We start from the raw sequence: 13,654 nt of genomic DNA, 5'->3' as shown, positions 1-13,654 counted from the left end.
CAATGACGCTGTGGGGCCTAAACCCCTGAGATGACCATGGAACTTCTCCCCATCTTTCTCGACATGCAGGGGCAGCCCTGTCTGGTGGTCGGCGGCGGCACCACGGCGGCACGCAAGGCCGGCAACCTGCTGCGCGCGGGCGCCGAGCTCACCCTGATCTCCCCGACCCTGAGCGATGAACTCGCCGAGCTGGCCGAGAGCGGCAAACTGCGCCATCTCGCGCGCTGCTTCGCGCCTGAGGACATCCCCGGCAACCGGCTGGTGATCGCCGCCACCGATGACCGCGACACCAATCATCGCATCGCCGAGATCGCCAAGGGACACGGCATCCCGGTCAACGTGGTCGACGACCCCGAGGCCTGCAGCTTCCTGCTGCCCTCGATCGTCGATCGCTCGCCGGTGGTGATCGCCGTCTCCACCGGGCGCGCCTCGCCGGTGCTCGCCCGATTGCTGCGTACCCGGCTCGAGGGGCTGATCCCGGCCGGCTACGGGCGGCTCGCCGAACTCTGTCGCCGCTACCGCGCGCCGGTCAAGCAACGTTTCGACGACGCCCGCGACCGACGCCGGTTCTGGGACCGGGTGCTGCTCGGCGGGGTCGCCGAGCGTATCTTCGCCGGCCAGCAGGACGCCGCCGAGCGACTGATCCGCCAGGAGCTCGACGCCGACCCCGAGCACAGCGAGCTGGGCGAGGTCTATCTGGTCGGCGCCGGTCCCGGCGACCCCGATCTGCTCACCTTCCGCGCCCTCAGGCTGATGCAGCAGGCCGACGTGGTGGTCTACGACCGTCTGGTCTCCACCCCGATCCTGGAGATGACCCGCCGCGACGCGCGCCGCATCTATGTCGGCAAGCAGCGCAACCATCACGCCATGCGTCAGGAGGAGATCAACCGGCTACTCGCCGAGCTGGCCAAGGACGGGCACCGGGTGCTGCGTCTCAAGGGTGGTGATCCCTTCATCTTCGGGCGCGGCGGCGAGGAGATCGACACCCTCGCCGCCGAGGGCGTGCCCTTCCAGGTCATCCCCGGGATCACCGCCGCCTCCGGCTGCGCCTGCTACAGCGGCATCCCGCTGACCCACAGAGACTACGCGCAATCGGTGACCTTCGTCACCGGCCATCTCAAGGACGGCACCATCGACCTCAACTGGCCGGCGCTCGCCCAGCCCAACCAGACGGTGGTCTTCTACATGGGGTTGGCGGGGCTGCCGGTGATCGTCGAGCGACTGCGCGAGCACGGCGTGGCGGGCGACATGCCGGTGGCGCTGGTGCAACAGGGCACCACCCACATGCACCGGGTCTATGCCGGCACGCTCTCGACCATCGTCGAGCAGCTCGCCGCCGATCCGCCGGAGCCGCCGACGCTGATCATCGTCGGCGAGGTGGTGCGCCTCCACGACAAGCTCGGCTGGTTCGAACCGCCCGAGACCGCCGCCCCGGCCACCGGCGCGCCGATCCCCTGAGCGTTCGCGCACCGAGCCACGCCATCGGGCGCGGCTCGACGGCCTGATCGTCTCGGGTTCGGCGAGCGCCGCCGCTCGCACCCCAGCGGCGCCAGCACAACGACTGAGGCCGCAGCCGGGTCAGCCCCCGAACAGCGCCTTCAACCGCGCCCGCGACGACTTCGCGCGAAACGCCCCGAAGACCTCGTCGAAGGCGGCGCGATCGTCCTGCTGCTGCGCCAGCAACTGGCCGACCAGGGCGCCGATGGCGAGCAGGGTGTCGCTGTCGGCCTCGCCCGCCTCGAACATCCGTCGCGCCAACAGGCGCAGACGCTCGGCCTGCACCGCCCGATCCTGGAAACCGCCGAGGTTGTCAAGGAGGTCCTTGGTCTGACGGATCGCCTTGCGGATCTCGCGACGCGGATAGAGGCTGTGGAAGAACTCCATCATGTAACGCAGCTTCTTGCAGCGCTTGCGCAGCGCATGCAGCGCCTCCGGCGGTGAGTCCGCGCCGATCGCCGCGCCCTCGCGCAACACCTGGCGCGCCAGCCGCCGCAGCCGGGCGTCGACCACCGCCTTGACCGGGCGCCGCGCGGCGGGACCCAGCGCCTCGGGCGCGAGCGGGGTGTCGAGGAAGTCGTGCCAGTCGGCGAGCAGCCGCGCGCACGTCTCGCCGCCGAGTTCGTCGGCCAGCGCCCGCTGCGCCGCGGCGTGATCGGCGTGCAGACGCTCACCCAGGGGATCGAGGGCGCCGCGCAGCGCCTCGGGCAGCCCGGCACGCTGGTGCGCGAACTGCTCGAGCTGGACGTCGAGATCGCGCACCGGCCCGGTGACCCGCTGCAGCCAGGCAAACCCCTCGCGAAAAGGCCGCAGCCGCGTCTCCGGGAAGATCGCCCCGAACTGACCGAGCGCCGAGCGGGTGCGCCGGGTCGCCACCCGCAGATCATGAAGGAACTCGGGATCGATCGCCTCGCGCGCGCCCTCGACATTGGCCTCGAGCGTCCCGAGCAGCTCGCGCAGCACCGCGCGCGCGGCCTCTTCGGCACGGGTCTCGGGAGCGATGTCGAGATCGAGCTTGGAGGAATAATCGCCCGGATAGCGTCCGATCGCCGCGAGCGCCTCGACCACCACCGAGACCCTGGCCGGGCGCAGCGCGAGCGTCCGTTCGAGCCCGTCGATCAGACGCTCGCGCTGGCGCCGCGCGCCCTGACCGGGCAGCACCCGCAACCGCGGCGCCAAGGCCCCCGCCGCCGCGCCGTTCGGGTCGCGATACCGCGTGCGCTCGATGGCGAACCTGAGCAGGGTATGATCGTCGTCGCCCAGCACGCGATGGATCTCGGCCTGGGTGTCGAGCTGTATCAGCGGCAACAGACGACGCCCCCCGCAGCAACCGAGCAGCCGCTCGCGCAGCGCCCCCGCCGGGAGATGCGCCGGGAAGTCCGGTGGCGCGTCGAGCTCGAGCACCAGCTGGCGCTCGCGCGGATCGAGCGGCTGGCGGATCAGGTGCCAGCGTGGGCCCCGCCCCTGACAGGCGAGCATGGCGCCGTCGCCATGGACCGCCCAATCGAAGGTGTCGTAATGGATTCGTCGGGTCGATTCGGTCGAGGACGGCGCCAGCCGCCCCTGCCCCCGGACCCAGGTCTCGAGACGTGCGAGCGAGACATCCGCGGGCAACAGATAGTCATCAGATTCCGATTCGCGCATGAACAGCTCCTGCAGACGGCACCGGCCCCGATTGACACAGCAACCGCTGGCGCGAGGCGTGCATTCAACGGGGTGTCGGTGTCATTATGGAAAATTTTCCGGGCAAGGGTGTGCCGGTCCGGCCCGCAGAATCGGAATCGTCACCATTTTGGGCTAGGGTCAATGGAACCGGCGGCGCGGCGACGCGCCCTAAATCCATCGACCTCATCCCGAAATCCATACAAGGACATCACATCATGAGCAAGCTCGATCAACTGCGCTCCATGACCACCGTGGTCGCGGACACCGGCGACTTCGAGTCGATCGTCGAGTACCGCCCCCAGGACGCCACCACCAACCCCTCGCTGATCTACAAGGCGGCGCAGATGCCGCAGTACCGCGAGCTGGTGGAGGACGCGCTCGACTTCGGCCAGACCAAGGGCGAGGGCGAGGAACGCACCCGCTGGAGCATGGACAAACTGGCGGTGAACTTCGGCACCGAGATCCTCAAGATCGTCCCCGGCCGGGTCTCCACCGAGATCGACGCGCGACTGTCGTTCGACACCGAGGCCACGGTACGCCGCGCCGAGGGCCTGGTCGAGCTCTACGAGGCCGCCGGCGTCGATCCGCGCGAGCGGGTGCTGTTCAAGATCGCCTCGACCTGGGAGGGCATCCGCGCCGCCGAGCGACTCGAGCGCCAGGGCATCCACTGCAACCTGACCCTGCTGTTCAGCTTCGCCCAGGCGGTGGCCTGCGCCGAGGCCGGGGTCACCCTGATCTCGCCCTTCGTCGGTCGCATCCTCGACTGGTACAAGAACGCCGAGAACGTCGCCGGCTACCCCGCCGACGAGGACCCGGGCGTGTGCTCGGTCACCCGTATCTACAACTACTACAAGCGTCACGGCTACGAGACCGCGGTGATGGGCGCGAGCTTCCGCAATCTCGACGAGATCCTCGAGCTTGCCGGCTGCGACCTGCTGACCATCTCCCCGGCGCTGCTCGGCGAGCTGGCCTCGACCGACGGCGAGGTCTGCCGCCGACTCGACCCCGAGCGTGCCCAGGGCATGGAGATCGAACGGGTCAGCTTCGACGAGACCAGCTTCCGCTGGGCGCTCAACGAGGATGCCATGGCCACCGAGAAGCTCGCCGAGGGCATCCGACTGTTCGCCGCCGACACCCGCAAGCTCGAGCAGTTCACCCGCGAGGTCTGTCAACATTGCTGACACCACACCAGCCCCGTAAGCGCTTCGGGCAGAACTTCCTCCACGACCAGGGCGTGATCGCCCGTATCCATGCCGCCATCGCCGCGCGCCCCGGCGAACGCCTGGTCGAGATCGGTCCCGGCCAGGGGGCGATCACCGCCGGACTGCTCGAGGCCGTGGGGGAGCTCGACGTGGTCGAGCTCGATCGCGACCTGATCGAGCCGCTGCGCGCGCGACTCGGCGGGCGCGGCACCCTGCGCATCCACAATGTCGACGCGCTGAAGTTCGACCTCTGCGCGCTGCGCCAGGGGCCGGAGGAGCGGGTGCGGGTGGTCGGCAACCTGCCCTACAACATCTCCACACCGCTGCTGTTCCACTTTCTCGCCCAGTCGCACTGTCTCGCCGACCTGCACCTGATGCTGCAGAAGGAGGTGGTCGATCGCATGGTCGCCGAGCCCGGCAGCAAGATCTATGGCCGGCTCTCGGTGATGGTGCAGACCCAGTGCCGGGCGCGCAGCCTGTTGCGCATCGGGCCCGGCGCCTTCACTCCAGCCCCCAAGGTCGACTCGGCCGTGGTACGTCTGGAGCCGGTCGCGGACCTGTATCCGCTCGCCGATCCAGAACGCCACGCCCGGATCGTCGCCGCCGCCTTCGGCCAGCGACGCAAGACCCTGCGCAACAGCCTCTCCGGGCTGGTCACGCCCGAGCAGTTCGAGCGCGCCGAGATCGATCCGATGCGCCGCGCCGAGACCCTCTCGGTGACCGAATACGCCACCCTGGCCAATGCCGCGACTTGCCAAGACGGACAAAAAACAGAAAACTAAAGGGTTTTTCGAGCAGCGACGCGAAACGAGGTACCGACATGCCGGAGGAGCGACTGGACGACAGCGATGACGTGATCGAGGCCGAGGCGGAGACATCCTCCGGACTCGAGACCGTCACGCTGGCGCGCGCCAACGACGTCCTGCCGACCGAGCTGCCCCTGCTCCCGGTCGCCGCCCGCCCCTTCTTCCCCGCCCAGGCGGTGCCGCTGACGATGAGCGCCGAGCACTGGGCGCCAACGCTGCAGCGGGTGGCCGACAGCGAGCACAAGATCCTCGGCGTGGTGCTGGTCGGGGTCGAGCGCTCCGAGGACGCCACCGCCGATGACTTCTACGCCATCGGTACCGCCTGCCGGGTGCACCGCATCCATCACCAGGACGGCCAGCTGCAGGTGCTCGTCGAGTGCCTGCAGCGCTTCCGCCTCGCCGGCTGGCTCGCGCGCGAGGCGCCGTTCAGCGCCCGGGTCGAGTATCTGCCCGAGCCCGACGGCGGTCCCGACAGCGAGGTCAAGGCCTATGCCATGGCGGTGATCAACACCATCAAGGAGTTGCTCCCGCTCAATCCGCTCTATGTCGAGGAGCTGCGCATGTTCCTCGACCGCTTTGGCCCCGATGATCCATCGCGACTGGCCGACTTCGCCGCCAGCCTCACCACCTCCAGCGCCGAGCAGCTCCAGGAGGTGCTCGAGACCCTGCCGCTGCTGCCGCGCATGGAGAAGGTGCTGGCGCTGCTCAACACCGAGCTCGAACTGGCGCGCGCGCAGCAGAAGATCCGCCGCAGCGTCGAGGAGAAGATGCAGAAGCATCAGCGCGAGTTCTTCCTCCGCGAGCAGCTCAAGGCGATCCAGAAGGAGCTGGGCATCGCCAAGGACGACCGCACCGCCGAGATCGATCGTATCGAGGCGCGCATCGCCGAGCTCGATCTCACCGAGCAGGCAGCCAAGCGTGTCGAGGAGGAGCTCGACAAGCTGCGCATCCTCGAGACCGGCTCGCCGGAGTACGCCGTCACCCGCAACTATCTCGACTGGGTGAGCCTGCTGCCCTGGGGCCGTCACTCCACCGACAAGCTCGACCTCAAGCGCGCACGGCGCATCCTCGACCGCGACCACTACGGGCTCGAGGACGTCAAGCGGCGCATCCTCGAGTTCCTCGCCGTCGGCATCCATCGCGGCGAGATCGCCGGCTCGATCATCCTCCTGGTCGGCCCGCCCGGGGTCGGCAAGACCTCGATCGGGCGCTCCATCGCCGATGCACTGGGGCGGCGCTTCTATCGCTTCTCGGTCGGCGGCATCCGCGACGAGGCCGAGATCAAGGGCCACCGACGCACCTATATCGGCGCCATGCCCGGCAAGTTCGTGCAGGCGATGAAGGATGCCGGTACCGCCAATCCGGTGATCCTGCTCGACGAGATCGACAAGATCGGCGCCTCCTACCACGGCGACCCGGCCTCGGCGCTGCTCGAGGTGCTCGACCCGGAGCAGAACGGCGACTTCCTCGATCACTATCTCGACCTGCGCTTCGACCTCTCCAAGGTGCTGTTCGTGTGCACCGCCAACCAGCTCGACACCATCCCCGGTCCGCTGCTCGACCGTATGGAGGTGATCCAGCTCTCGGGCTACATCGCCGAGGAGAAGCTGCAGATCGCGCGCAAGTACCTGCTGCCGCGCCAGATCGAACGCGCCGGTCTGGAGAAGGGTGCGGTCAAGCTCGACACCCGCACCCTGCGCGCGCTGATCGAGGGCTATGCCCGCGACGCCGGGGTGCGCCGGCTCGAGAAACAGCTCGGCAAGATCGTGCGCAAGGTCGCCGTCGAGCTGCTCGAGGACGCCGAGGCCCCGGTCGCGGTCGGTCGCGACCAGCTCCAGGGCTATCTCGGCAGTCCGGTGTTCCGCGACGAGCGCAAGCTCTCCGGACCGGGCGTGGTCACCGGGCTGGCGTGGACGGCGATGGGCGGCGCCACCCTGTCGATCGAGGCGGCGCGCACCCACGGCTTCAATCGCGGCTTCAAGCTCACCGGCCAGCTCGGCGAGGTGATGAAGGAGTCGGCCGAGATCGCCTACGGCTTCCTGGTCGGCAACGCCGAGCGCTTCGGCGTCGACCCGGCGTTCTTCGAGCAGTCCTTCATCCATCTGCACGTCCCCGCCGGTGCCACCCCCAAGGACGGCCCCTCGGCCGGCATCACCATCGCCAGCGCGCTGCTCTCGCTGGCACGCGACGAGCCGGTACGGCGCATCGCCATGACCGGCGAGATCACCCTCACCGGCGAGGTCTTCCCGGTCGGCGGCATCCGCGAGAAGCTGATCGCCGCGCGCCGTGCCGGGATCAAGGAGATCGTGCTCCCGGCCGACAACCGCGGCGAGTTCGACGAGGTCCCGGAGCATGTGCGCAAGGGCCTGACGGTGCACTTCGCCTCGCGTTTCGACGACCTGCTGGCGCTGCTCTTCGAGCCGTCGACCAAGCGGCGCGGCACGCGCCGGGGCACGGGTCGCTGATGCCGCTCCAGACCATCGAGCGGCGCCTGGTCCGCGCGCTCGTCGCCGGCTGCGGCGACGGGCGTCCGAGCGACGCCCCGGCGCTCCGTCCACCCTGCCACGACTGACCCCATCCGGAAGACGCTGAGGGACTCCTTCAGGGATGAACTCAGCGTGGCCAGGAGCCGTCCCCGTGCCACCGCGCGACTCGGGACGACAGCCGCCCATCTCAGTGTCTTCCCGGCGCGCTCCCCGATCCGCCCGCCATACCGACGGCCCCGGGTCCCCCCGCAGCAAACGCGCCCGATCCCGTGAGACCACCATCTCGCACCACGATCGCACGCCCGTCCCGGCCCGATCCCGGCCAGCGGCGGCGTCACCATCATCCGACATTGCAGAGGGCATCGATCATGCGCCAGACGCATACCGCCTATATCGACGGTCGTCCGACCCCGCGCCGCGACGACCAGGCCAGCTTCGCGACCATCAACCCAGCCGACGGCTCGGTGCTCGCCGAGGTCCAGTCCTCCGACGCCGCCGAGATCGAGGCCGCGGTGGCCGGCGCCCGCGCCGGTCAACGCATCTGGGCCGGCTACACCGCCGTCGAGCGCGCCCGGGTGCTGCAGCGCGCCGTGGCGCTGCTGCGCGAGCGCAACGACGCGCTCGCCGAACTCGAGACCCGCGACACCGGCAAGCCGCTCTCCGAGACCCTGGCCGTCGACATCGTCACCGGCGCCGACGTGCTCGAGTACTACGCCGGGCTGGCCGCCGCCATCGAGGGCACGCAGATCCCGCTGCGCGAGACCAGCTTCGTCTATACCCGGCGCGAACCGCTCGGCGTGGTCGCCGGCATCGGCGCCTGGAACTATCCGATCCAGATCGCGCTGTGGAAGTCCGCCCCGGCGCTGGCCGCGGGCAACGCCATGGTGTTCAAGCCGAGCGAGGTCACCCCGCTGAGCGCGCTCGAGCTGGCGGCGATCTATACCGAGGCGGGACTGCCCGACGGGGTGTTCAACGTCGTCCAGGGCGACGGCGCGGTGGGCGCCATGCTCACCGCCCATCCGGGCATCGACAAGGTCTCCTTCACCGGCGGCGTCGACACCGGCAAGCGGGTCGCGGCGGCGGCCACCGGCTCCACGCTCAAGGAGGTCACCATGGAGCTCGGCGGCAAGTCGCCGCTGATCGTCGGCGAGGACGCCGACCTCGCGCTCGCCGCCGACGTGGCGATGATGGCCAACTTCTACAGCTCCGGTCAGGTCTGCACCAACGGCACCCGGGTGTTCGTGCCGACGGCGCGCCTGGCCGAGTTCGAGGCGGCGGTGCTCGAGCGCGTCGCACGCATCCGCGTCGGCGACCCGCTCGACCCCGAGACCAACTTCGGCCCGCTGGTCGGTTTCGAGCACATGGCCCAGGTGCTCGATCATATCGACGCCGGCAAGCGCGAGGGCGCGCGGCTGCTGTGTGGCGGCGAACGGCTCACCACCGGCGCGCTGGGAGACGGCGCCTATGTCGCGCCGACGGTGTTCAGCGACTGTCGCGACGACATGCGCATCGTCCGCGAGGAGATCTTCGGCCCGGTGATGAGCATCCTCGGCTACGCCACCGAGGACGAGGCCGTCGCCCGCGCCAACGCCACCGACTACGGCCTGGCCGCCGGCGTGGTGACCCCCGACCTCAAGCGCGCCCATCGTCTGATCCACCGTCTCGAGGCCGGCATCTGCTGGATCAACACCTGGGGCGAGTCGCCGGCACAGATGCCGGTGGGCGGCTACAAGCACTCCGGCATCGGTCGCGAGAACGGTATCGAGACCCTGATGCACTACACCCGCACCAAATCCGTCCAGGTCGAACTCGACACCTTCGAGTCGGTGTTCTGACCTGCGCCCGGGCGGCCCCGCGCCGCCCCTCGACGACCACCATCCCAAGCCTGCGCTCCCCCCGACCGTGCCCAGCCGGCCGGCGCGGGAGCGCTCGCCACCACAGGAGCCCCCATGCACGAGAACAATGAATACGACTACATCATCATCGGTGCCGGTTCGGCCGGTAACACCCTGGCCGCGCGACTGACCGAAGAGGCCGGGGTCTCGGTGTTGCTGCTCGAGGCGGGCGGACGCGATCACCGACTCGACTTCCGCACCCAGATGCCCGCCGCCCTCGCCTACCCGCTGCAGGGCCGACGCTACAACTGGGGCTACCAGACCGACCCCGAGCCGCACATGGACAATCGCCGCATGGACTGCGGACGCGGCAAGGGGCTGGGCGGCTCGTCGCTGATCAACGGCATGTGCTACATCCGCGGCAACGCCCTCGACTTCGACCACTGGGCCCGGCGCGACGGACTCGAGGACTGGACCTACCGCGACTGCCTGCCCTACTTCAAGAAGGCCGAGTCGCGCGACATCGGCGGCAACGACTATCACGGCGCCAGCGGCCCGATCGGAGTGGCCACGCCCAAGGCCGGCAACAACGAGCTGTTCGCGGCGATGATCGAGGCCGGGGTACAGGCCGGCTATGCGCGCACCGACGACCTCAACGGCTATCAGCAGGAGGGCTTCGGCCCGATGGACCGCTTCGTCACCCCGCAGGGGCGGCGGGCGAGCACCGCGCGCGGCTATCTCGACATGGCCCGTCACCGCCCCGGCCTGGACATCCTCACCCGCGCCACCACCGACCGTATCCTGTTCTCCGGCAAGCGTGCCGTCGGCGTCGCCTTCGAGCATCGCGGCAAACAGCAACAGGCCCATGCCCGCCGCGAGGTGCTGCTCTGCGCCGGGGCCATCGCCTCGCCGCAGATCCTGCAGCGCTCCGGGGTCGGCCCCGGCGCCTGGCTCGCCGAGCACGACATCCCCGAGGTGCTCGATCTGCCCGGCGTCGGCAACAACCTCCAGGACCATCTCGAACTCTACATCCAGTACGAGTGCCGCCAGCCGGTCTCCATCGCCCCGGCGCTCAAGCCCTGGAACCAGCTGCGCATCGGCGCCGAGTGGCTGTTCGCCGGCAGCGGACTGGGCGCGAGCAACCAGTTCGAGGCCGGCGGCTTCATCCGCTCCCACGCACGCTTCGAGTGGCCCAACATCCAGTACCACTTCCTGCCCATCGCCGTGCGCTACGACGGACGCAACGCGGTCAAGGCCCACGGCTTCCAGGCCCATGTCGGCTCGATGCGCTCGCCCAGCCGCGGCCGGGTGAAGCTCAACTCGCGCGACCCCAAGGCGGCCCCGAGCATCCGCTTCAACTACATGTCGCAGCCGCAGGACTGGGAGGAGTTCCGCGCCGCCATCCGCATCACCCGCGAGATCTTCGCCCAGCCGGCGCTCGCCCCCTACACCGGTCGCGAGATCGCGCCCACCGCCGAGCTGCAGAGCGACGCCGAGCTCGACGCCTTCGTCCGCGCCCACGGCGAGACCGCCTATCACCCCTCCTGCACCTGTGCCATGGGCAGCGGCCCCGACAGCGTCGTCGACGGCCAGGGCCGGGTGCACGGGCTCGAGGCGCTGCGCGTGGTCGATGCCTCGATCATGCCGCAGATCATCACCGGCAATCTCAACGCGACCACCATCATGCTCGCCGAGAAGATCGCCGACCGTATTCGCGGAATCGACCCGCTGCCACGCGCCGAGGTGGATTACTACCAGGCCAACGGCGCGGCTCCGCGACGCGACGCCTGATCCGGCGTCCGGGGCGTGACGCCGCGACGTCACGCCCGCCATCCGGTCCCGTGGCCCCGCAGCCATCAGCCCGACCCATCGGCGGGTCGAGGAAACGCGCTCCGTCACCGCGACGGGACGCGTTTCCCGGCACCGAGCGAGGGTCCGGTCAGGGACCGATCCCTTCCAGCAATCGATACCATCAACCATGCAAAGCTTCATCGACGACGACCACGGCCAGCGGCCGCTCGAGGTCAATCGCACGGTGTTCATCGCCTCGGCGGCGCTGACCGCGCTGCTGATCGCCATCACCATGCTCTTCCCCGCCAGGACCGAGGCACTGCTCGGGCTCGCGCTCGGCTGGGTCTCCGACCACTTCGGCTGGTACTACATGCTCGCGCTCGCCGCCTATAGCGGCTTCGTGCTGTTCATCGCGCTCTCGCGCTACGGCGACATCCGTCTCGGCCCGGATCACGCCACCCCGGACTTCAACTATGTCACCTGGGCGGCAATGCTGTTCTCGGCGGGCATCGGCATCGACCTGCTGTTCTTCGGCGCCTCCGAGCCGCTCGCCCACTTCCTCACCCCGCCCGGCGGCGCGGAGACCGCGCTGCAACCGGCCGAGCGCGCCGCCATCGCCCAGACCTTCCTCCACTGGGGGGTGCACGGCTGGGGGCTCTACGCCCTGATGGGCATGGCGCTGGCCTACTTCGCCTATCGCCACAAGATGCCCCTGGCGCTGCGCTCGGCGCTGGTGCCGCTGATCGGGCGCAAGCGCGCCGCCGGCTGGATCGGTCACACCGTCGACACCTTCGGCGTGGTCTGCACCCTGTTCGGCATCGCCACCAGCCTCGGTATCGGCGTGCTCCAGGCCAACGCCGGCATGACCCACATCTTCGGCATCGAGTCGAGCAAGCTGGTCCAGGCGGCGATCATCGTCACCGTCATCATCCTCGCCGGCCTGTCGGCGATCTCCGGGGTCGAGCGCGGCGTGCGCCGACTCTCGGAGATCAACATGGGCTTCGCCACCCTGCTGCTGATCGCGCTGCTGTTGATGGGACCGACGCTGTATCTGCTCAACGGTCTGGTGCAGAACATCGGCGACTACTTCCAGGGCCTGATCGGCAAGACCTTCGACGTCTACGCCTATGACGGCGCCGAAGGGGCCTCCTGGAAGGCCGGCTGGACGGTGTTCTTCTGGGCCTGGTGGCTGGCCTGGTCGCCCTTCGTCGGGCTGTTCATCGCGCGCATTTCGCGCGGGCGCACGCTGCGCGAGTTCGTGCTCGGGGCGATGTTCATCCCGCTCGGCTTCATCTTCGCCTGGTTCTCGATCTTCGGTAACAGCGCCATCGACCTGGTCAACAACGGCGCCGTCGAACTCGGCGAGATCGCCGTCAACGACCCGGCGATGGGCCTGTTCGCCTTCTTCGACCACTATCCGGCCGCCTCGCTGTGGTCCGGCCTGGCGGTGGTGCTGGGGCTGATCTTCTTCATCACCTCGGCCGACTCCGGCGCCCTGGTGCTGGCCAACCTCAGCACCAAGGGCCTGACCTCGGAGCAGGATGCGCCGATCTGGCTGCGCCTGTTCTGGGCCGCGCTCACCGGGTTGATCACCCTCGGGCTGCTGTTCGCCGGCGGCTTCAACTCGCTGCAGTCGGTGGTGGTGGTCTCGGCGCTGCCCTTCTCGGTGATCCTGCTGCTGTTCATGTGGTCGCTGCACTACAGCCTGCGTCAGGAGGCGACCAAGCGGAAGGCCGAGAACATCGACTTCGCCCCGGCGATCTCGGACAAGGGGCTGGGCTGGAAGGAGCGGCTCTCGCGCATCGTCCACTTCCCCTCGCGCCAGTTCGTCGAACAATTCCTGCACGAGACCGTGGAGCCGGCGATGGCGGAGGTCTCGCAGGCGCTCAATCAGCGCGGACTCGACACCGAGCTGAGCCATGACACCGAGGACCACCGGCTGTGCCTGCAGGTCAAGCACGGCAACGAGATGGACTTCTTCTACATGGTCAACCTGATCGGCTCCGCCAAGCCGGTGTTCGCGCTCGGCCAGTCCGGCAACATCGCCGCGCACCACGAGAACGAGCGCTACTACCGCGCCGAGGTCTTCCTCCGCGAGGGGGGCCAGGAGTACGACCTGGTCGGCTATAGCAAGGCCCAGGTGATCAACGACATCCTCAACCAGTACGAGCGGCACATGCAGTTCCTGCATCTCGACCGCTGATCCCCCCGCACCCGCGCGCCCGGCGCGGGTGTCCAGCTCCGGCGCCCAGCGGCGCCGGGGCCACTCGCCCTCCCCGGCGCGGATCGCGACCACCCGGGCGTCGATTTGACAACCGCCGCGCCGACTCGACAGGATGACGGGGACATATCCGATGCGTCCCATCCGGCAC

8 protein-coding genes are annotated in these 13,654 nt (G+C 69.3%); 7 read left to right on the top strand and 1 reads right to left on the bottom strand.

Annotated features, from left to right (window positions below):
• Positions 1 to 36 precede the first annotated feature (36 nt).
• The gene (cysG, locus tag EBL84_RS04130; RefSeq protein ID WP_123139662.1) at positions 37 to 1,458 is read left to right on the top strand and encodes a siroheme synthase CysG; all 1,422 of its coding nucleotides are present in this window, start codon (positions 37 to 39) and stop codon (positions 1,456 to 1,458) included.
• A 120-nt stretch (positions 1,459 to 1,578) separates the two neighbouring features.
• On the opposite strand, the gene EBL84_RS04125 is transcribed toward cysG, so the two are convergent.
• Positions 1,579 to 3,141, bottom strand: a complete 1,563-nt coding sequence (locus tag EBL84_RS04125; RefSeq protein WP_123139661.1) for a CHAD domain-containing protein — start codon at positions 3,139 to 3,141, stop codon at positions 1,579 to 1,581.
• Between the two features lie 236 nt (positions 3,142 to 3,377).
• Here EBL84_RS04125 and tal point away from each other — a divergent pair, with 236 nt between their 5' ends.
• From tal to betT, 6 genes are all read left to right on the top strand, one after another.
• On the top strand, positions 3,378 to 4,343 hold the full coding sequence (tal, locus tag EBL84_RS04120) for a transaldolase (RefSeq protein ID WP_123139660.1): 966 nt from the start codon (positions 3,378 to 3,380) through the stop codon (positions 4,341 to 4,343).
• Positions 4,337 to 5,146 carry a 16S rRNA (adenine(1518)-N(6)/adenine(1519)-N(6))-dimethyltransferase RsmA gene (gene rsmA, locus EBL84_RS04115; protein WP_123139659.1) on the top strand — a complete coding sequence of 270 codons (810 nt, stop codon included), beginning with the start codon at positions 4,337 to 4,339 and terminating at the stop codon, positions 5,144 to 5,146. The genes tal and rsmA overlap by 7 nt, the downstream gene beginning before the upstream one ends.
• A gap of 38 nt (positions 5,147 to 5,184) precedes the next feature.
• Positions 5,185 to 7,635 (top strand): endopeptidase La, encoded by a 2,451-nt coding sequence (lon, locus tag EBL84_RS04110; RefSeq protein WP_123139658.1) that lies wholly within the window; start codon positions 5,185 to 5,187, stop codon positions 7,633 to 7,635.
• A gap of 389 nt (positions 7,636 to 8,024) precedes the next feature.
• Positions 8,025 to 9,491 carry a betaine-aldehyde dehydrogenase gene (betB, locus tag EBL84_RS04105; protein WP_123139657.1) on the top strand — a complete coding sequence of 489 codons (1,467 nt, stop codon included), beginning with the start codon at positions 8,025 to 8,027 and terminating at the stop codon, positions 9,489 to 9,491.
• Between the two features lie 114 nt (positions 9,492 to 9,605).
• Complete coding sequence (betA, locus tag EBL84_RS04100) at positions 9,606 to 11,282, top strand: choline dehydrogenase (RefSeq protein WP_123139656.1); 1,677 nt, start codon at positions 9,606 to 9,608, stop codon at positions 11,280 to 11,282.
• Positions 11,283 to 11,469: 187 nt separating this feature from the next.
• A complete protein-coding gene (gene betT, locus EBL84_RS04095; RefSeq protein ID WP_123139655.1) occupies positions 11,470 to 13,485 on the top strand; it encodes a choline BCCT transporter BetT in 2,016 nt (671 codons plus the stop codon).
• Positions 13,486 to 13,654 lie beyond the last annotated feature (169 nt).

This window comes from Marichromatium sp. AB31, assembly GCF_003718685.1.
GTDB classification, from domain to species: domain Bacteria; phylum Pseudomonadota; class Gammaproteobacteria; order Chromatiales; family Chromatiaceae; genus Marichromatium; species Marichromatium gracile.
Note: the sequence above shows the minus strand (reverse complement) of the source record. Positions and strands in the feature narration are given on the sequence as shown.